This window comes from Ensifer sp. R-19, assembly GCF_049905105.1.
In the GTDB taxonomy this organism is placed as follows: Bacteria; Pseudomonadota; Alphaproteobacteria; order Rhizobiales; family Rhizobiaceae; genus Ensifer.
In genome coordinates this window covers 3,498,224-3,516,238 of the sequence record NZ_CP184569.1, presented here as the reverse complement: position 1 = coordinate 3,516,238, position 18,015 = coordinate 3,498,224, and the positions used below count along the sequence as shown (strand labels likewise).

Annotated in this window: 17 protein-coding genes and 1 riboswitch; of the genes, 10 read left to right on the top strand and 7 right to left on the bottom strand. The window is 63.0% G+C overall.

From position 1 onward, the window contains the following. The first annotated feature begins 8 nt into the window (after nucleotides 1-8). The 4 genes from ACN9MO_RS17050 (at nucleotide 9) to ACN9MO_RS17035 (ending at nucleotide 3,227) form a co-directional block, all read left to right on the top strand. Entirely contained in the window at nucleotides 9-422 is a 414-nt protein-coding gene (locus ACN9MO_RS17050) for an RNA-binding S4 domain-containing protein (protein WP_057254887.1), read from the top strand. 203 nt (nucleotides 423-625) lie between these two features. Continuing rightward, the gene (fdxA, locus tag ACN9MO_RS17045) at nucleotides 626-964 is read left to right on the top strand and encodes a ferredoxin FdxA (RefSeq protein WP_057254888.1); all 339 of its coding nucleotides are present in this window, start codon (nucleotides 626-628) and stop codon (nucleotides 962-964) included. Nucleotides 965-1,375: 411 nt separating this feature from the next. After that, entirely contained in the window at nucleotides 1,376-1,945 is a 570-nt protein-coding gene (locus ACN9MO_RS17040; protein WP_034802893.1) for a CarD family transcriptional regulator, read from the top strand. 415 nt (nucleotides 1,946-2,360) lie between these two features. Beyond that, the gene (locus tag ACN9MO_RS17035; RefSeq protein WP_057254889.1) at nucleotides 2,361-3,227 is read left to right on the top strand and encodes an RNA polymerase factor sigma-32; all 867 of its coding nucleotides are present in this window, start codon (nucleotides 2,361-2,363) and stop codon (nucleotides 3,225-3,227) included. Nucleotides 3,228-3,571: 344 nt separating this feature from the next. On the opposite strand, the gene ACN9MO_RS17030 is transcribed toward ACN9MO_RS17035, so the two are convergent. From ACN9MO_RS17030 to thiB, 4 genes are all read right to left on the bottom strand, one after another. Then, nucleotides 3,572-5,083 carry a M48 family metalloprotease gene (locus tag ACN9MO_RS17030; RefSeq protein ID WP_057254890.1) on the bottom strand — a complete coding sequence of 504 codons (1,512 nt, stop codon included), beginning with the start codon at nucleotides 5,081-5,083 and terminating at the stop codon, nucleotides 3,572-3,574. 303 nt (nucleotides 5,084-5,386) lie between these two features. Beyond that, nucleotides 5,387-6,106 (bottom strand): thiamine ABC transporter ATP-binding protein, encoded by a 720-nt coding sequence (thiQ, locus tag ACN9MO_RS17025; RefSeq protein ID WP_057254891.1) that lies wholly within the window; start codon nucleotides 6,104-6,106, stop codon nucleotides 5,387-5,389. Beyond that, a complete protein-coding gene (thiP, locus tag ACN9MO_RS17020; RefSeq protein WP_113132360.1) occupies nucleotides 6,103-7,707 on the bottom strand; it encodes a thiamine/thiamine pyrophosphate ABC transporter permease ThiP in 1,605 nt (534 codons plus the stop codon). Before thiP ends, thiQ begins: the two co-directional genes overlap by 4 nt. 31 nt (nucleotides 7,708-7,738) lie before the next feature. Beyond that, nucleotides 7,739-8,767 (bottom strand): thiamine ABC transporter substrate binding subunit, encoded by a 1,029-nt coding sequence (thiB, locus tag ACN9MO_RS17015; RefSeq protein WP_058321672.1) that lies wholly within the window; start codon nucleotides 8,765-8,767, stop codon nucleotides 7,739-7,741. 49 nt (nucleotides 8,768-8,816) lie between these two features. Beyond that, nucleotides 8,817-8,935, bottom strand: a riboswitch (TPP riboswitch). A gap of 145 nt (nucleotides 8,936-9,080) precedes the next feature. On the opposite strand from thiB, the gene ACN9MO_RS17010 reads away from it, so the two are divergent. The 5 genes from ACN9MO_RS17010 (at nucleotide 9,081) to ACN9MO_RS16990 (ending at nucleotide 13,947) form a co-directional block, all read left to right on the top strand. Continuing rightward, complete coding sequence (locus tag ACN9MO_RS17010) at nucleotides 9,081-9,566, top strand: GNAT family N-acetyltransferase (protein WP_057254893.1); 486 nt, start codon at nucleotides 9,081-9,083, stop codon at nucleotides 9,564-9,566. Between the two features lie 84 nt (nucleotides 9,567-9,650). Beyond that, nucleotides 9,651-10,301, top strand: a complete 651-nt coding sequence (locus ACN9MO_RS17005) for a thiamine diphosphokinase (RefSeq protein ID WP_057255087.1) — start codon at nucleotides 9,651-9,653, stop codon at nucleotides 10,299-10,301. 3 nt (nucleotides 10,302-10,304) lie between these two features. After that, nucleotides 10,305-12,131 carry an ABC-F family ATP-binding cassette domain-containing protein gene (locus ACN9MO_RS17000; RefSeq protein ID WP_112995643.1) on the top strand — a complete coding sequence of 609 codons (1,827 nt, stop codon included), beginning with the start codon at nucleotides 10,305-10,307 and terminating at the stop codon, nucleotides 12,129-12,131. Nucleotides 12,132-12,208: 77 nt separating this feature from the next. Continuing rightward, on the top strand, nucleotides 12,209-12,712 hold the full coding sequence (locus tag ACN9MO_RS16995; RefSeq protein WP_112995710.1) for a MarR family winged helix-turn-helix transcriptional regulator: 504 nt from the start codon (nucleotides 12,209-12,211) through the stop codon (nucleotides 12,710-12,712). Next, nucleotides 12,709-13,947, top strand: coding sequence for a multidrug effflux MFS transporter (locus ACN9MO_RS16990; protein ID WP_112995644.1), 1,239 nt, complete (start codon nucleotides 12,709-12,711; stop codon nucleotides 13,945-13,947). The genes ACN9MO_RS16995 and ACN9MO_RS16990 overlap by 4 nt, the downstream gene beginning before the upstream one ends. Before the next feature lie 61 nt (nucleotides 13,948-14,008). Here the strand turns inward: ACN9MO_RS16990 and ACN9MO_RS16985 are convergent, their stop codons facing one another. After that, nucleotides 14,009-15,226, bottom strand: coding sequence for an argininosuccinate synthase (locus ACN9MO_RS16985; RefSeq protein ID WP_057254897.1), 1,218 nt, complete (start codon nucleotides 15,224-15,226; stop codon nucleotides 14,009-14,011). 171 nt (nucleotides 15,227-15,397) lie between these two features. Between ACN9MO_RS16985 and ACN9MO_RS16980 the strand changes: the two genes are divergently transcribed. Further along, nucleotides 15,398-16,039: a LysE family translocator gene (locus tag ACN9MO_RS16980; RefSeq protein ID WP_058321677.1), complete on the top strand. Its 642-nt coding sequence runs from the start codon at nucleotides 15,398-15,400 to the stop codon at nucleotides 16,037-16,039. A gap of 264 nt (nucleotides 16,040-16,303) precedes the next feature. Here the strand turns inward: ACN9MO_RS16980 and ACN9MO_RS16975 are convergent, their stop codons facing one another. Together ACN9MO_RS16975 and ACN9MO_RS16970 are read right to left on the bottom strand one after the other, a co-directional pair. Next, complete coding sequence (locus ACN9MO_RS16975) at nucleotides 16,304-17,098, bottom strand: ABC transporter ATP-binding protein (RefSeq protein WP_058321678.1); 795 nt, start codon at nucleotides 17,096-17,098, stop codon at nucleotides 16,304-16,306. Next, nucleotides 17,095-17,973 (bottom strand): ABC transporter permease, encoded by an 879-nt coding sequence (locus ACN9MO_RS16970; RefSeq protein ID WP_113132349.1) that lies wholly within the window; start codon nucleotides 17,971-17,973, stop codon nucleotides 17,095-17,097. Before ACN9MO_RS16970 ends, ACN9MO_RS16975 begins: the two co-directional genes overlap by 4 nt. Nucleotides 17,974-18,015 lie beyond the last annotated feature (42 nt).

Genomic DNA, 18,015 nt, shown 5'->3' with positions numbered 1-18,015 from the left:
GGCAGGTCATGGAAAAACAGCCCACGTCCAACCCGGCATCGCGCCAGCGTCTCGACAAGTGGCTGTTTTTCACGCGGCTGATCAAATCGCGCTCGCTTGCGCAAAAAGCGATCGAGGACGGCCGCGTGGCCGTCAACGAGCAGCGCGTGACGCAGTCGTCGTTTCAGGTCAAGACGGGGGACCTGCTTGAGCTCGTCCTCGACCGCCGCAGCGTGACCGTGCGCGTGCTTGCTCCAGGGGAACGACGTGGCCCCTACGAGGAAGCGCGGCTTCTTTATGATGATCTCACGCCGGAATTGCCTAAGGAGAAACTCTCGGCATTTGATCTCGCCACACGCGACCGTGGGGCGGGACGCCCGACCAAGAAAGAGCGGCGGGATACCGATCGGCTAAAACCCGATTTCGATCCGCGCGAGGATTAGAAAACTCTGCCTTTGCCGCGGCGTTTCGCGCATTGAATATTCTTGCAAAGGGTCCATAAAGCCTTTACCTGACAGACCCACGTTGGGTGCATCGGTCTTGCTTCGGCAGCTATGCGCGCCGGACATTCCTAGCATGCGCGGACGATGAGCATCACCATTGATTGCCGTCTGCCATCAAACGTGAGCATTGGCTGGAGTACCTCATGACGTATGTCGTGACCGACAATTGCATTCGCTGCAAGTATATGGACTGTGTCGAAGTCTGCCCCGTGGACTGCTTCTATGAGGGCGAGAATTTCCTCGTCATCCATCCCGACGAGTGCATCGATTGCGGCGTTTGCGAGCCGGAATGTCCTGCCGAGGCGATCAAGCCGGACACCGAGCCGGGCCTTGATATGTGGTTGAAAGTGAACGCTGATTTTGCCACGAAGTGGCCGAACGTCACGGTCAAGCGCGACCCGATGCCGGAAGCCAAGGAGATGGACGGCGTCGAAGGCAAGTACGAGAAGTTCTTCTCCGCCGAGCCGGGACAGGGCGACTGAGACGGACGATCTCTATCGTTCGTCGAGGCTGACGCAGCGAGCGCGACCCAGCGCGCCAAACCTGGGGAAAAACCCGCACTGCGCTCGCAGGTGCGAGAATGGTGGCTTGATGGCTGCCATGCAGCAAATTATTGATTTCGGCACTTTTTTGTGATAGGTTCCTTCTACTGATCCACAGAGGGTGTTTTTGCGCGCCCGAAAACCATCACGAAAGCAAACGATCTCCAAAAGGCGGTTTCTCCCTATTACGCAACATGGCTTTGCTCTGTTGCGACCGCATTTCATGAGGCTGTTTGCGTTCCGTGGACGGACCAGGATGTACCCACCCGGCGGTATCCCCGTCTATCCCGGGCCTCACTGACCCGGCCCCGGCCAGAATGGCCGGCGCGAAACAGGGAGTTTTTGAAACGAATGACGACCCAGCAGAAAAAATCTTCGACACGCCAGGGCTTCAAGACCGGTGAATCGATCGTCTATCCGGCCCACGGCGTTGGCCAGATCGTGGCGATCGAAGAGCAGGAAGTCGCGGGCATGAAGCTTGAGCTTTTTGTCATCGATTTCGAGAAGGACAAGATGCGGTTGAAGGTGCCGGTGGCCAAGGCTGTCAGCATCGGCATGCGCAAGCTGTCTGAAACCGATTTCGTCGATCGTGCGTTGAAGGTTGTGCAGGGCAAGGCTCGCGTGAAGCGCACCATGTGGTCGCGCCGCGCCCAGGAATACGATGCCAAGATCAACTCCGGCGACCTGATTTCCATCGCGGAAGTCGTTCGCGATCTCTATCGCGCCGAAAACCAGCCGGAACAGTCCTATTCCGAACGCCAGCTCTATGAAGCTGCCCTCGACCGCATGGCGCGCGAAATCGCTGCCGTGAACAAAATGTCGGAGACCGAAGCTGTGCGCCTCGTCGAGGCCAACCTCAGCAAGGGCCCGAAGCGCGGCAAGGCGATCGACGAAGACGACGCCCAGGACGAAGCAGCATAAGCTTCCAACCCGCAGTGAGACTGCAAAAAAGCCCGGCCATCGCGCCGGGCTTTTTCTTTGATCTGATGGAACTTTTGCCCGCCACGCGCATTTACATTAGCCGGCAGGAACGCGCCGCTTTCGCGCCGGGCGATCTTGGTTCTGTGATCCGTCACCGTTCAGGTTCGTGATTTTGAAGTTAGGGCGCCGCGTCGTTTCTTCAAGTTCGGCGCCGGGGCTCTTGAGCGGGGAAGGAAAAGATCATGCGGTTTTCCGCGCCCATCCCGCTCTGACTTAAAAGAACCGATCACGATGATTTGGATCGATCCGATCCAAATCATCGTGATCTAGACGCCCCTGCTGCCGGACGCGCCATCTGTCCGGCCTTTTAGACTTCACACGCAATGGCGCCCGGGCGCCAGTCACGGAGTGATCGATGAAAACTCTCACTGCAGACCGGCGGATGATCAAGATCGCAATGGAGGCGCCTTATCTCGAGCGCGACGAGGAGCACGCGCTGGCACAGGCCTGGCGGAACGACCATGATCAGGAAGCCCGCAACAAGATCGCCATGTCGCATATGCGGCTCGTGATCTCGATGGCAGCGAAGTTCCGCAACTTCGGCCTGCCCATGGGCGACTTGGTGCAGGAAGGCCATATCGGCCTCCTGGAAGCGGCGGCCCGCTTCGAACCCAGCCGTGAGGTCAGGTTTTCGACCTATGCGACCTGGTGGATCCGGGCATCGATGCAGGACTATGTCCTGCGCAATTGGTCGATCGTCCGGGGCGGCACGAGTTCGGCTCAGAAGGCGCTGTTCTTCAATCTGCGGCGGTTGCGTGCACGTCTGGCGCAAGGCGACAGGCAACTTACATCGCAGGCTATGCATGAGGAAATTGCCGCGGCGCTCGGCGTCAGCATCGCCGATGTGCAGACCATGGATGCGCGGCTTTCCGGCAGCGACACTTCCTTGCAGGCCCCCGTTGGCGGCGCCGATTCCGATGGCGGCGAGCGGCTGGATTTCCTGGCCAGCGATGCGCCGCTTCCGGACGAACAGGTCAGCGACATGATCGACGGCGAGCGGGCCCGTGTGTGGCTCCGCGATGCGCTGGGTGCCTTGACCGAAAGGGAGATGCGGATCATCCGTGCACGACGACTGTCGGAGGACGGTGCGACGCTGGAAGAGCTCGGCCTCGATCTCGGCATTTCCAAGGAACGGGTGCGACAGATCGAAACTCGGGCGCTCGAAAAGCTCAGAGTGGCGCTCGCGACCAAAGCGCCGGCCCTGACTGCGGGCATTCACTAAAGCTTGTCGCGCAAAAGTGCGCAGCGGTTTTGTGATAACGACCTGCGAAATGTCGAGGGCTTAAAGCGCAAGGAGTGAATCTGAAAGATCGCGACGCGCTTTAGCCGTGCATGTTTTCTTTGGCCGTAGCCGGTCAAAGGACAAAACCATGCAGCACTTCAAAGTGCCTTTGCGTGTCTGACAGGACGCGCGGCGCTGTAGGCCTCAGGGGCATAGTCGTACGGGCTCGGACCTCAATCTGAGGCACTGCCCTGTGTTCGAACATCGAGGTCTGGCGCAGCAGCGAAGGCCGGAGCCTTCAGCAGCATATGCGCCTTGGTGCAGGTGCGGTGAGGCTGCCGTGCTTACTCGGAAACGATCTTGACCTTGTCGCCCGGCTTCACTGTCGAGGTGACCTGCATCGCATTGATCACCCGGAACAGGTCCAGCTTGCGATCCGTCCCCATCATGCGGGCGGAAAGCGTTGCGATCGTCTCGCCGGGCCTTACCGTTACGACGCGGATGCGCAGCGGCTTCAGCGATTGGGCCTCGCCCTGCGTCATGCGGCGGAACGAGCTGCGCAGCTGGTTCGCTGTCGGCTCGAGCGCGTTCGAACCCTTGGGAACGGCGGTCAGGAAGCGGTAGATGCGGGTGTCGATGCGGATGACCGTGACATCGAAATCCCAGCGATCGGCCGAGGCACGCGCGGTCGCGGCTTCCAGACCGTTGATGTTGATCGGCCTGATCGTGTCGGGCTGCAGGCCGGTGACCCAGCCGCTGGCGATATAGTCGGTCAGGCTGCGACCGCCCGTATCCGCCACGCCGTCGAAGCGCACAGCGATGTCACCGGGTCCGGTCGCAAGGACCGCTTCTGCCTTGTTGTCGATCTGGAAGCCGGTCGGCACGTCGAAACGGATTCCGAGCTGGCCGTGCAGGAAGGTCTGGCCGCGGACATAGCCTTCCTGGGGGCTGTCGCCGTAGAGCAGGCCGTCGATACCGGCGAGGTAATAGTCCCGGCCGCGATCGCCGCTGGTGCCTTCCGGCCCGAAGGCGCGGGCATGCCTGCGCGCAAGGTCCACACGCTGCGGTGCATTCGGGTGGCTCGACAGGAAGTCGAGGCTCTGGTCGGATTCCGGATCGACGGCGGTAAAGCGGCTATAGGCTGCCATCGAGTCCAGGAAGCGTGCGGCGGCGTAAGGATCGTAGCCGGCTTCGCCGAGCATGCGCACACCGATGACGTCGGCCTGGAGCTCCTGGTTGCGCGAGAAGGCCGCAAGCCGCAGCTTGCCGCGGGCGAGCGCCTGCTTGCCGGCGAGATCGGACGACAGCACCTCGGAGACCACGCGGCTGGCGATGACTTCCGCTTCCTCGCGTTGCTGACGTTCGATGCCGTGGTTGGCGGTGACGTGCGCCATCTCGTGCGAGAGTACGGCGGCGACTTCGGAGGCATCATTGGCAAGGGCCAGCAGGCCGCGGGTGACATAGAGATAGCCGCCCGGCAGTGCAAAGGCGTTGATCGCCGGCGAATTGAGGATGGTGATGCGGTAGGACTGCTGCGGGTTCTCCGAGACGGCGGTCAGCGCTCCGGCGATGCGGGCGACCAGCCGTTCGGTCTTCGCGTCCTTGTATTCGCCGCCATAGCTTGCGACGATGCGCGGATGTTCGCGTGCGCCCATCTTCGCGCGCGGATCGTTCTTCTGGACCTCGTCGACAATCTGCGGATTGGACGAGGGCGAAACTGTCGGCTCGTAGGATTGCTCGATCACCGACTGGCATGCGGAGAGAAGCGCGGTCGCGATCAGTGCAACCACGGCGCGTGCACGCAGCCGTCCGCGTTTCGGCGGGAACCGGTCGTGTGTGACTGTATGCCTCTCCATGCCTCAGCCCGTTTCCCGTCTGTCGCTCCACCCGCATGCAGCGGGGCAATGGAACGACAGCGTTGAAAGTCCTACTTTTTCAGTCCGGCAGCGTTGCTCCGCCGCGACTGTTCAGCCCTGGTCTTGCTGTATCTGATTTCAGCGCCACCTGCCTAGTTTGTCTCGGTAGAAATAGTTGCCCCGTGGTATCACGGCAACGGATGCGCGAATATTCGCGCTCCCGGCCGGATATTTCGCGCGTCGCACGGCGCCGCGGTCAAATTGTGGCGATCGGCTGAGGGCGAGGAGAAACCGGCCCCACCGTCACGCGTTGCCAAGAAAGCGGTCGATTGCCGCATTGTCGCGCCGCTCCAGGAAGCGGTCGAGCGTATCGTGTGCAATGATACGCCCCTGGTCGAGAAAAAGCACGCTATCGGCCAACGCCTTCACGTCTTCGGGATGGTGCGTGATCATCAGAATGGTGTTGCCTTCTTCCGCGTGCAGTTCGCCAAGAAGCGTGCGCATGCCGGTGCGCATCCCGGGGTCGAGGGCCGCAAATGGTTCATCCAGCAAGAGCAGGGGGCGGTGCCGCACAAGTGCGCGGGCGAGCGCGACCCGCTGGCGTTCGCCGCCGGAAAGCGTAGGCGGCAGCCTTCGTCCGAAGCCTTCAAGCCCAACGCGGCGAAGCGCGTCCTCGATCCTCTTCCGATCTTCGTCCGTCAGGCGAAGTGCCGGGTCGATACCGAGGCCGACATTGGTCGCGACATCGAGATGGGCGAAGAGATTGTTGTCCTGGAAGATCATCGAGACCGGACGCTCCGAAGGTGCCTGGTTGGCAGCGTTCTGGCCGAGGACACGGATCTCGCCGTGGTCGGCATCTTCAAAGCCTGCGATGAGGTGAAAGAGCGTCGACTTGCCGGAACCGGAGGCGCCGGCAACGGCGACGATGCCGCCGGCAGCGATAGTGCAATCGAAGTGCAGCGTGGTCGTTTCGAAACGAATCTCGACATTGCGCAGTTCTATGGCAGCGTTGGGCTCGGTCATGCTTTGCGTCCTTCCCGCCGGCGGACGTCTTCCGTTGTGCCGAGGATGGTGAAGATCAGGCAGAGAAGCCCGAGGAAGAGGGCGAGGCCGGCCGCATCGGCGGTGCGGTAGCTGCCCATGCGGCTATAGAGCAGCCAGGGAAGCGTCACCATGTCCTGCGAGCCGAACAGGGCGACGGCGCCGAGATCGCCGAGCGATAGCGCCATGGCGAAGGAGAACGCCATCAGCAGTGGCCTTCGGAGCGCCGGAAGGTCGATCCATCGCAGGCGATGAAAACCGCGGATGCCGAGGCTCGCGGTCAGCCGCTCGGAACGCGCCGCGTGCGTCGCCATGGCCGGCGCCAGGATGCGGTGGACGAAAGGAAGCGCCATCAGGGCGTTGATTGCCACGACGATGGCAGGCGCAAAGCGCGCGACATCGCCGAAGGGGCGAAGGAGCAGAAACCAGCCGGCGCCGAGCACGACAGGCGGCACCAGCAGGATCAGCGAGGTACTGGCGCCGATCGCACCGGCAAGGCCGTGTGCCGGCGCGCCCGCATGGCGTGGCGCGGTGACCGTCGCCGCGGCGCGGATCATCACGGCCGCCATGGCGACGGAGGCGAGTGCCGAGGCGAGCGCGATCGCCGCACTCGTCATCAGTGCCCGGTGCACGCTCGGATCGCGCGCGAGCTTCAGAAGATCGGCCTGCAGGCCGGAGACGACCACCGCAATCAACGGGGCGATGAGAAAGAGCAATGCCAGGATGATCCAGGCGCCATCGTTGAACAGCGCCGCTGTGGTTGTGCCATCGAAGCGTCGAACGGTTCGGCCGCCGGTCATGCCCTCTTCCGGATCCGTTGCCAGACGTCTGAGGATGAGAAGCAGGACGCCGGTCATGGCGATCTGCAGGCCGGACAGCGCGATGGCGCGTGGCGGATCGAAATCGAAGCGCAGCGCCTGATAGATCGCGACCTCGATGGTGCTGGCAGCGGGCCCGCCGCCAAGCGTCAGCACGAGCGTGAAGCTGGTGGCGCAGAGCATGAAGACGAGGCCGGCCGCGCCTGGCAACAGGCCGCGCAGGACGGGCCATTCGATGAAGCGGAAGAGCGCTCGGGAGGGCATGCCGAGATTGGCAGCGCTGCGCCAGTATTCGGCGGGAATGCGCTCGAGGCCGGCCAGGAACAGGCGCGCCGCAAGCGGCATGTTGAAGAAGACATGGGCAAGCAGGATGCCGAACAGGCCATAGATGCTGATCGGTTGCTCGAGGCCGAGCCAGCGCAGGCCGGAATTGAGGAAGCCCTGGCGTCCCCAGATCTCGATCAGCCCGAGTGCGCCGACGAGAACGGGCAGGCCGAGCGGCAGCGCCATCAGCCGCAACAGCCAGATCCGGCCGAAGAAACGCGGCCGCCGCGCCAGCGCCCGCGCCACCGGTATCGCGAAGAGCACGGACAGCAGAGTGGAAAGGCTTGCCTGCAGCAGCGTGAAGCGGGTGACGCGCCAGATATAGGCGTCGAACAGAGTGCCTTCGTCCGTGCCGCCGGTTTGGGCGAGCAAGGCGGCGATCGCCAGGCCGACGAAGAGCAGGAAGGCGCCGAGGCAAATCGCCCCGGCGACAACAGTCATGCGGTTTTCGCGAAGTGCGAACAATCCGGCCTCAGTTCTTGCTCATGGCAGCAAGCCACTCGTCGATCCAGGCCTTGCGGTTCTTCGCGACCTCTTCCGATGGCAGCAGGAAGGTCTTCTCCGGGTTGACCAGCTTGTTGAAGGCGTCCGGCAGCGGCTCCTTGGTTGCTGCGACCGGCATCATCCAGTTGGTTGTCGGAATGATCGACTGGAATTCCGGACCGGTCATGAACGCGAGGAACTGCTTTGCCAGTTCCGGCTCCTTGGCACTCTTGGTCATGCCGGCGACTTCGATCTGGATGTAGTGACCTTCCGAGAAGGTGGCCGCCTGGTAGCGCTCGGTGTTCTCAGCGACCATGTGGTAGGCGGGCGAGGTGGTGTAGGAGAGCACCATCGGCGCTTCGCCCTTGGTGAAGAGGCCATAGGCTTCCGACCAGCCGGGGGTGACGGTCAGAACACGGTCCTTGAGCTTCGCCCAGGCAGCACCCGCCTCGTCGCCATAGACCGCCTTGACCCAAAGCAGCAATCCGAGGCCCGGCGTCGAGGTGCGCGGGTCCTCGATGACGATCTTCTGCGACGCGTCGCCTTCGACCAGTTCCTTGAGGCTCTTCGGCGGTGTCTTCAGGGTCTCGGTGTCGTAGACGACGGCGAAATGGCCGTAGTCATAGGGCAGGAAGGTGTCGTCGGAGAAGTTGCCGGGCACCTTCAGGTCCTTCGCTTCGATGCCATGCGGTGCGAAGAAGCCCGTTGCCTTTGCTTCCGCCACGAGGTTGGTGTCGAGACCGAGCACGATGTCGGCCTTCGAGGCAGCACCCTCGAGCTTTAGGCGCGTCAAGAGTTCGACGCCATCGGCAACACCGACATAGTTGACCTTGCATTCGCAGGTCTTTTCGAAGGCTTCCGCCACCTTGGCGCCCGGCCCCCATTCGGTGATGAAGCTTTCATAGGTGTAGACGGTCAGCGTCTTGTCGGCAGCGGCGGCATAACCGGTGAAAACAAGGCTTGCGCTTGCGGCCAGCGCTAGCCGGCTAAGTATTTTGAGCTGTGATGAATTGGACATGCGAAGCACCTCTCCCAAAGTTCGTTGTTGCACGGGAAAAGGGCGTATCGGTGCGATCGCGTCTAATCCCTCCGCCGGTATGAGCCGGATCAGGTTCCGCGGGTTGGCGTTTTGACGCCTCTCAGCCTCCGGCCGCCATGCGGTCGGGAGGCACCCCGTTAGAGCGGCAAGAGATTTACCGCTGCGGCGGCTTCATGGCAAGCGGTGTTTGGAATGGGCGACGCATGGGGCGAGCCCATTTTCTGTCGGGCGTTTTCGCCAACCGGCAACTGCGCTATGACACCATCACGCTTGGCCGCAAGGAGGAAATCCCATGCCAGATATGCTAGTTCGCCTTTATGCCCTTCCGGCAGAGCCCCAGTCGCGGCTTGGTTCAGGCATCAGCATCCGTCGCGCCATGGCGCCGGAACGCCGTCTGGTGGTCTCCTGGATCGAAAAGACGTTTGGCGCCGGCTGGGCAGGCGAAGCGGAAGCTGCCTTCTCCTCGACCCCGACACGCATGCACGTCGCGGTGCACGACGAAAAGATCGTCGGCTTTGCCTGCCACGACGTGACAGCGCTCGGCTTCTTCGGCCCAACCGGCGTCGATGAAGGTATGCGTGGGCAGGGCATCGGCGAGGCGCTGCTGCTTGCAAGCCTGACGGCGATGCGCGAGGCGGGCTACGGCTATGCGGTCATCGGTGGCGTCGGCCCGGCGAAGTTCTACGAGCGCGTGGCCGGCGCGATCGAAATTCCCGATTCAACACCCGGGATCTATGCCGGCATGCTATTCCCGGAACCGGTGCCGGAAGGACACTGACGGCTTCGGCAAATTGCTGCGATCGCAGCGGTTTGCGGTTTTCTTCGTTTTCCTTCCGCGATCCTTTGCGCTATGGGCATTGCCATGGCTCGATCGACCTTCACCATATTGCTTGGCGGCGCCCTCTCGGTGACCAGCCGGCTGACAGAGCAGCTCAGCGGCAGCCGCTTCGTTGCCGCTGACGGCGGCATGCGCCATGCCCGCTTGCTCGGCGTCGTGCCGGATGTCTGGGTCGGCGATTTCGATTCGACCGAAGACGCCCTGCTGTCCGAGTTCGCCTCCGTTCCACGCGAGCCCTACCCGGCGGCAAAGGCTGCGACGGATGGCGAGATCGCGGTCGAGGCTGCGTTGTCCCGCGGCGCTGATCGGCTGATCTTTGCCGGCGCGCTTGGCGGCAGCCGCAGCGACCATGCCTTCCTGCACCTGCTGCAGGCCGCAGCGCTTGCCGAGCGCGGGCTTTCGGTGCTGATGACCTCGGGCGAGGAAGAAGCCTACCCGCTGCTGGCAGGCACGCTCGATCTCGACCTGCCGAAAGGTTGTCTCTTTTCCGTGCTGGGATTGACCGAGCTGACCGGCCTTTCGATCGTCAATGCGCGCTATCCGCTTGACGATTTCACCCTGCCGTTCGGATCGTCCCGAACCGTTTCCAACGTCGCGGAGGGTCCCCTTCGCTTCAGCCTCAAGAGCGGACGCGCCATCGTGCTTGCCCGCCCCTATGATCTTTCCGGAGCCTGAGCCTTGGCGCCCCCAATTCTGAAACTCGACGATATCTTCTTGACCTTCGGCGGCGCGCCGCTGCTTGCCGGTGCCAATCTGCAAGTGGAACCGGGCGATCGCATCTGCCTTGTCGGGCGCAATGGCTCGGGCAAGTCGACCTTGATGAAGATCGCCGCGGGCCTTTCAGAGGCACAGTCGGGCGAGGTGTTCCGCCATCCCTCAGCGACCATCCGCTATCTCCACCAGGCGCCGGATTTCGACGGCTACGACACGGTGCAGGCCTATGCCGAAGCCGGCCTCGGACCGAGCGACGATCCCTATCGCGTCGCCTACCTGCTGCAGCATCTGGGCCTGACCGGCGAAGAAGACCCGACGCGCCTTTCGGGCGGTGAGGCGCGCCGTGCCGCACTGGCGCGCGTCATGGCGCCGGAACCTGACATCTTGCTGCTTGACGAACCGACCAACCATCTCGACCTGCCGACGATCGAATGGCTGGAAGAGGAGCTTACCCGCAGCCGTTCGGCGCTGGTGTTGATCTCGCACGACCGGCGCTTCCTGGAGAAGGTCTCGACGGCGACCGTTTGGCTCGACCGTGGCCAGTCGCGCCGGCTCGATCGCGGCTTTGGCCATTTCGAAGCCTGGCGCGACGAGGTGCTGGAGGCCGAGGAACTGGAGCAGCACAAGCTCGGCAAGGCGATCGAGCGCGAGGAGCACTGGCTGCGCTACGGCGTGACGGCGCGGCGCAAGCGCAACATGCGCCGCCTCGGCGAGTTGCAGACCATGCGCGCGGTCTATCGCGGCCACAAGGGGCCTCAAGGCACCGTGCAGGCAACGGCAGCTGACGCCAAGGAGTCCGGCAAGCTGGTGATCGAGGCCGAAAAGGTCAGCAAGGCCTATGGTGACCGCACCATCGTCGCGCCCTTCTCGATCCGCGTCCATCGCGGTGACCGCATCGGTCTCGTCGGTCCGAACGGTGCCGGCAAGACGACGCTCCTCAAGATGTTGACCGGTCAGATCGAGCCGGACACAGGCACGGTCAAGCTCGGCACCAACCTCGAAATGGCGACGCTCGACCAGAAGCGCGAAGACCTCAACCTGGACGACACGCTGGCCCATTACCTGACCGACGGGCGCGGCGACAACCTGCTTGTCAACGGTGAGCAGCGCCACGTTACCGGCTACATGAAGGATTTCCTGTTCCAGCCGGAACAGGCGCGCACGCCGATCCGCGAGCTCTCGGGTGGCGAGCGCGCTCGGCTGATGCTGGCGCGCATTCTTTCGCGGGCGACCAATCTTCTGATCCTCGACGAGCCGACCAACGACCTCGACATCGAGACGCTGGACCTGTTGCAGGAGATCGTCGCCGGCTTTGCCGGAACGGTCATTCTCGTCAGCCACGACCGTGACTTTCTCGATCGCACCGTCACCTCGACGATCGCGCCGGCAAACCCGGAGGAGCCGGATGGCCGCTGGATCGAATATGCTGGCGGCTATTCCGACATGATGGCGCAGCGCAAGGGCGCGATTGAAGAAAAGCGCAAGGCAGAGAAGGCGGAAAAGGCCAAAGCCGACGCCGCTGCACCCTCCGCCGATGCGCCGAAGGCCGCCAAGGGCAAGCTTTCCTACAAGCAGAAATTCGCGCTCGAAAACCTGCCGAAGGAGATCGCCAAGGCAGAGGCCGAGGCCGCCAAGCGCGAAGAAAAGATGGCTGATCCCAAGCTTTTCACAAAAGATCCAAACGCCTTTGCGAAGCTCGCGCAGGAACTGGAGAAGCTACGTGCGGATCTCGCCCGCATGGAGGAGGAATGGCTGGAGCTCGAAATGCTGCGCGAGGAGCTCGAAGGCTAGCCGCAACCAGTGGCGCGTTGAACAGCGTCAGGAGATATGATAAGAAAAACTTATTATATCATTTGTGAATGATCCTGATGCCCTTCAAACTTGAATCCGAAACCATCGGAATGCTGCTCACGGACGTCTCGCGCCTTTTGCGCGGGGCTTTCGACCGCAAGGTCAATGCCATGGACCTGGGCATCACCCCCGGCGAGGCGCGCACGCTGATCCAGGTGGCGCTGAAAGAGGGCATCAAGCAGGCCGAGATCGCCACCCGCATGGGCATCGAGCCGATGACGCTTTCGGCCTATCTCGATCGGCTGGAGGCGATGGGCCTTGTTGCCCGCGTACCGGATCCGGCGGATCGCCGCGCCAAGAACGTCGCCATCACCGAGAAGGCCGGTCCGCTGCTCACCGAGCTGATGACGGGGCTCAGGGAGATGATGAACGCCTATACTGCCGGGCTCGACGAGGCGACGCGCGAGGTTCTCTGCGCCAATCTGCGCATCCTGCGCGACAACTTGCGTGAGCTTGACCCGTGCCTTGCCGGCAAGGAGACAGCGGAGAAGTCCGAGGACCAGCCTGGAGCCTCGCAATGACGCGTCGCATGAGCGAGCGGCGCACCAGCATCATCGGGGCGTTCCTGGTGGCGCTCGGGCCAGTTTCCATGGCGCTCTATACGCCGGCGATGCCGGAGCTGGTGCGGGCGTTTTCGTCGAGCGAAGCGGCGATCAAGATGACGCTGTCGCTCTATTTCGCCGGCTTCGCCTTTGCCCAGCTCGTTTCCGGCACGCTATCCGACGTCATCGGGCGCCGCCGCGCGACGCTGATCTTCATGGCGATCTATCTCGTCGGCAGCCTGATGTCTGCCTTTGCGCCGTCGGTTGCGGAGCTGCTTGCCGGGCGCCTGGTTCAGGGTATCGGTGCTTCCGTCGGTATGACGGTGGCGCGGGCGATCGTGCGGGACCAGTTCACCGGGACCGAAGCGGCGCGGATCATGAACATGATCGGCATGATGCTGGCGCTGGGGCCAGCCTTATCGCCGACGCTCGGCGGTCTGGCGCTCGGCCTTTTCGGCTGGCAGTCGATCTTCTTGCTGATGGTCGGCTTTGCCGCCATGGCTTGCATCACCGTGCAGTTCTTTATGGCCGAGACCGCGACGCCCGATCCGAGCAAGGGACACCTAAGGCCGATCTTGGCGGCCTATCGCAGGTTGGTGAGCGACAGCCGCTTCGTCTCCTCGACGCTCGTCATCGGCGGAGCTGTCGGCGCGCTCTATGCCTGGGCGACGATGCTGCCTTTTGTGCTGATCAACGAAGTCGGCCTGACGCCGACCGAGTTCGGTGTCGGCATGCTGATGCAGTCGGGGCTGTTCTTTTCGGGAACGGTGGTGGTACGGCTGCTGATGCGCCGGTTCACGCCGCAGGCGCTGGTACCGGCAGGCCTCGTCTTCATCGGTCTCGCCAGCCTGATCCTCGCCTACAGCATGCACGCGCTGTCGCCGAGCTTCCTTTCGGTCATGCTGCCGATCGGCGTCTATGCCTTCGGCATCGCCTTCGTCATGCCCTACATGATGACGGCGGCGATGGCGCCCTTTCCCGATATCGCCGGCACGGCATCCGCGATGATGGGCTTCGTCCAGATGGGCTCAGGCCTGCTCGGTGGCGCGATCGCCGCTGCGGTGGGGGTCCCGGTGCTGGCACTCGGCACGATCATTCCGAGCTTCGGCCTCGTCTCTATCCTCAGCTATGTCTGGTATCGCCGGACGGTTCGGCTGAAGCCGCTGGCGGCGGCCGTTGACCGCGAGGATCCGCTGCTGGAGGCGGCGGAGTAGCGGAAACAAAAAAGCCTCCGCGAACGGATCGCGGAGGCTTTGTCTTTCAGCGCTTACCGACTTAGCGGTTGCGCGCAGCCAGCGTGCGCAGGCGCAGCGCGTTGAGCTTGATGAAGCCGGCGGCATCCTTTTGGTCGTAGGCGCCCTGGTCGTCCTCGAAGGTGACGAGTTTGTCGGAATAGAGCGACTTGTCGCTTTCGCGGCCGATGGTCATAACGTTGCCCTTGTAGAGCTTCAGCGTCACTTCGCCCTCGACATGCTCCTGGCTCTTGTCGATTGCTGCCTGCAGCATTTCGCGCTCCGGCGAGAACCAGAAGCCGTAGTAGATCAGCTCGGCGTAACGCGGCATCAGCTCGTCCTTGAGGTGTGCGGCACCCCGGTCGAGCGTGATCGATTCGATCGCGCGGTGCGCGGCGAGCAGGATCGTGCCGCCGGGGGTCTCATAGACGCCGCGCGACTTCATGCCGACGAAGCGGTTCTCGACGAGATCGAGACGGCCGATGCCGTTGTCGCGGCCGTACTCGTTAAGCTTGGCAAGCAGAGAGGCGGGCGACAGGCGCACGCCGTTGATCGAGACGGCGTCACCACGCTCGAAGCCGATCTTGATGACGGTCGCCTGGTCCGGAGCGGCTTCCGGCGAGATCGTGCGCATATGCACGTATTCCGGGGCTTCCTGGGCCGGATCTTCGAGAACCTTGCCCTCGGAGGAGGAGTGCAGCAGGTTGGCGTCGACGGAGAACGGCGCCTCGCCCTTCTTGTCCTTGGCAACCGGGATCTGGTGCTTCTCGGCGAATTCGAGCAGGTCGGTGCGGCTTTTGAACGACCAGTCGCGCCAGGGAGCGATGATCTTGATATCCGGGTTCAGAGCATAGGCCGAAAGCTCGAAGCGAACCTGGTCATTGCCCTTGCCGGTGGCGCCATGGGCGATGGCGTCGGCACCGGTCTTCTTGGCGATGTCGATCAGGTGCTTGGAAATCAGCGGGCGTGCGATCGAGGTGCCGAGCAGGTAGACGCCTTCATAGACGGCATTTGCGCGGAACATCGGGAAGACGAAATCCTTGACGAATTCCTCGCGGACGTCCTCGATGTAGATCTCCTTGATGCCGAGCATTTCGGCCTTCTTGCGCGCCGGCTCGAGCTCTTCGCCTTGGCCGAGGTCAGCGGTGAAGGTGACGACTTCCGCGCCGAGTTCGGTCTGCAGCCACTTCAGGATAATCGAGGTGTCGAGACCGCCCGAATAGGCGAGAACGACCTTTTTCACGTCTTTATGCGATGCCATGGTTTCCGTCCGTCTGGTCTTGGGGAGGGCGGCGATGCCGCGTGCAAATCTGCGGCACTTTAGCCAGAACCTGCGGCGATACAAGCGCTAGAACGCGCCATGGCGCGAATCCGCTGGCAAAAGCGAAGGCGTGGCGTTAGAGGGGGCGATCTTGCCCCGAGGTGACTGACGATGGACTTCATTCCTGGCCTGCCGACCCTCGCCACCTTCGCCGCCGCAACGCTGCTTCTGGCGGCGACGCCCGGCCCGGACATGACGCTTTCGATCAGCCGGGCTCTGGCTCAGGGCAAGAAGGCGGCACTCTTCGTGGTGCTCGGCACCAGCTTCGGCATCGTCGTGCATACGCTTCTCGTCGCCTTCGGCATTTCGGCGCTGATCACCGCTTCGCCCACCGCCTTCACCATCCTCAAGACCGGTGGTGCCGCCTATCTTCTGTGGCTTGCGGTGCAGGCGATCCGCTTTGGTTCGAGCATTTCCGTTCAGAAGGTCGAGGTCACGGAGGGCACCGCGCTTGCCAACATTTCGGCCGGCTTCTGGGTGAACCTGCTCAATCCCAAGGTCATCATCTTCTTCATGACCTTCCTGCCGCAGTTCGTCAGCGCCGACGATCCTTCGGTCACCGGCAAGCTTTTGTTCCTCGGCCTGCTGTTCATCCTGATCGGCATGCCGGTCAATATGCTGGTGGTGTTCACCGCCGATTGGCTGGCCTCCTGGCTGCAGCGCAACAGGGGCGTGATGCGAGCGCTCGATTACAGCTTCGCCGGGGTCTTTTCGGTGTTTGCGGTCAAGATCTTCATGACGACGGCGCGGTAAGCGGACAGTTTCGCCCCTCATCTGCCTGCCGGCATCTTCTCCCCGCTTGCGGGGAGAAGAACACGTGCCGCACTGTTCGGCGGAAACGGTGATTGTTGGGGGTGCTTTCAGGCGAAGTGTAAAGCGGTCATAGGTTGCAACCCACGCCATCTGCCGAAAAAGGACTGAGAGACTGCCACTTGTCTCTTCTCCCCGTGGCAACGGGGAGAAGATGCCGGCAGGCAGATGAGGGGCCGGCTGTGACCGCGAGACAGGCAGACCGGATCAGCCGATCAGCAGGGCGTCGTCGTCGAGCGTCTGGCCGCGGATGCGGCGGAACATGGCGATCAGGTCCTCGACCTGCAATTCCTTGCGGCTGTCGCCGGCGACGTCGAGTACGATCTCGCCGCCGTGCAGCATGATGGTGCGGTGGCCGTAATCGAGCGCCTGGCGCATCGAATGGGTGACCATCATCGTCGTCAGCTTGCGCTCCGAGACGATCTTCTGGGTGAGGTTCATCACGAACTCGGCCATGCCCGGGTCGAGCGCTGCGGTGTGCTCATCGAGCAGCAGCACTTCGGAACCCGCGAGCGTCGCCATGACCAGCGAAACCGCCTGGCGCTGGCCGCCGGAGAGCAGATCCATGCGATCGCCCATGCGGTTTTCAAGGCCGAGGTTGAGTTCGGCGATGCGCTCGCGGAAATGCTCGCGGCGCTTGGGGCCAAGCGCGGCAGTCAGGCCGCGCGCCTCGCCGCGCTTGGCGGCAAGTGCCAGGTTCTCCTCGATGGAGAGAGCGCCGCAGCTGCCGGTCAGCGGATCCTGAAAGACACGGGCGACGAGGCCGGCGCGGGCGGCGGTGCCCTTGCGGCTGACATCGGTCTTGCCGATCATCACCTGGCCTTCGCTCGGCAGCACATCGCCGGCGAGCACGCCGAGAAGTGTCGATTTGCCGGCGCCATTGGAGCCGATGACGGTGACGAAGGAGCCTTGTTCGATCGTCAGGCTAACGCCATTCAGCGCCTGCTTCTGCAGCGGCGTACCCTTGCCGAAGACGACCTGGATGTTGTTGACGCTGATCATGCCGCACCTCCACGACGCAGGCGGGGAAGGACGAGGGCGAAGGTGACGAGCGCGGCGGTGACGAAGTTAAGGTCGGAGGCCTGCAGCCCGAGCATGTCGGTCGACAGCGCCAACTGAATGGCGATGCGGTAGAGGATCGAGCCGAGCACGCAGCCGATCAGTGCGATCAGGATGCCGCGCGCGCCGAGCAGCGTCTCGCCGATAATGACGGCGGCAAGGCCGACGACGATGGTTCCGACGCCCGAGGTGACATCGGCGAAACCGTTGGTCTGGGCAAAGAGCGCGCCGCCGAAGGCGACGAGCGCGTTGGAGATCGCCATGCCCAGATAGATCTGGCGGTTGGTGTCGACCCCTTGCGCGCGAGCCATGCGGGCATTGGCGCCGGTGGCGCGCATCGCGAGACCGGCATCGCTCTCAAGGAAGCGCCAGACGATGATGACGGCGATGACGACGAGCACGCCGATGAACAGCGGCCGGACGTAGAAATCACGAAGACCGAGACCGTAGAAGGGCGACAGCATCGTGTCGGCATTGATCAGCGCGACGTTCGGCTTGCCCATGACGCGCAGGTTGACCGAGAACAGCGCGATCATCGTCAGGATCGAGGCGAGCAGGTTGAGGATCTTGAAGCGCACGTTGAGCATCGCCGTGACGATACCGGCGGCAGCCCCCGCGACCATCGCCACGCAGGCGGCAAGCCATGGGTTGACGCCGGCAATGATCAGAACGGCGGTGACGGCGGCGCCCAGCGGAAACGATCCGTCGACGGTCAGGTCGGGGAAATCGAGTACCCGGAATGCAAGAAAGACGCCGACGGCAACAAAGGCGTAGACCAGCCCCAGTTCCACGGCTCCCCAGAAAGCGATTAGACTCAACCCCAGACCCTCTTTTCTACGTGTCGCGCGTGGTTGTCCTTA

Bases quoted from the DNA above. Each gene is read 5' to 3' on its own strand.
- ACN9MO_RS17050 (WP_057254887.1), top strand. From the start codon at position 9: ATGGAAAAACAGCCCACGTCCAACCCGGCATCGCGCCAGCGTCTCGAC.
- fdxA (WP_057254888.1), top strand. From the start codon at position 626: ATGACGTATGTCGTGACCGACAATTGCATTCGCTGCAAGTATATGGAC.
- ACN9MO_RS17040 (WP_034802893.1), top strand. From the start codon at position 1,376: ATGACGACCCAGCAGAAAAAATCTTCGACACGCCAGGGCTTCAAGACC.
- ACN9MO_RS17035 (WP_057254889.1), top strand. From the start codon at position 2,361: ATGAAAACTCTCACTGCAGACCGGCGGATGATCAAGATCGCAATGGAG.
- ACN9MO_RS17030 (WP_057254890.1), bottom strand. From the start codon at position 5,083: ATGGAGAGGCATACAGTCACACACGACCGGTTCCCGCCGAAACGCGGA.
- thiQ (WP_057254891.1), bottom strand. From the start codon at position 6,106: ATGACCGAGCCCAACGCTGCCATAGAACTGCGCAATGTCGAGATTCGT.
- thiP (WP_113132360.1), bottom strand. From the start codon at position 7,707: ATGACTGTTGTCGCCGGGGCGATTTGCCTCGGCGCCTTCCTGCTCTTC.
- thiB (WP_058321672.1), bottom strand. From the start codon at position 8,767: ATGTCCAATTCATCACAGCTCAAAATACTTAGCCGGCTAGCGCTGGCC.
- ACN9MO_RS17010 (WP_057254893.1), top strand. From the start codon at position 9,081: ATGCCAGATATGCTAGTTCGCCTTTATGCCCTTCCGGCAGAGCCCCAG.
- ACN9MO_RS17005 (WP_057255087.1), top strand. From the start codon at position 9,651: ATGGCTCGATCGACCTTCACCATATTGCTTGGCGGCGCCCTCTCGGTG.
- ACN9MO_RS16995 (WP_112995710.1), top strand. From the start codon at position 12,209: ATGCCCTTCAAACTTGAATCCGAAACCATCGGAATGCTGCTCACGGAC.
- ACN9MO_RS16990 (WP_112995644.1), top strand. From the start codon at position 12,709: ATGACGCGTCGCATGAGCGAGCGGCGCACCAGCATCATCGGGGCGTTC.
- ACN9MO_RS16985 (WP_057254897.1), bottom strand. From the start codon at position 15,226: ATGGCATCGCATAAAGACGTGAAAAAGGTCGTTCTCGCCTATTCGGGC.
- ACN9MO_RS16980 (WP_058321677.1), top strand. From the start codon at position 15,398: ATGGACTTCATTCCTGGCCTGCCGACCCTCGCCACCTTCGCCGCCGCA.
- ACN9MO_RS16975 (WP_058321678.1), bottom strand. From the start codon at position 17,098: ATGATCAGCGTCAACAACATCCAGGTCGTCTTCGGCAAGGGTACGCCG.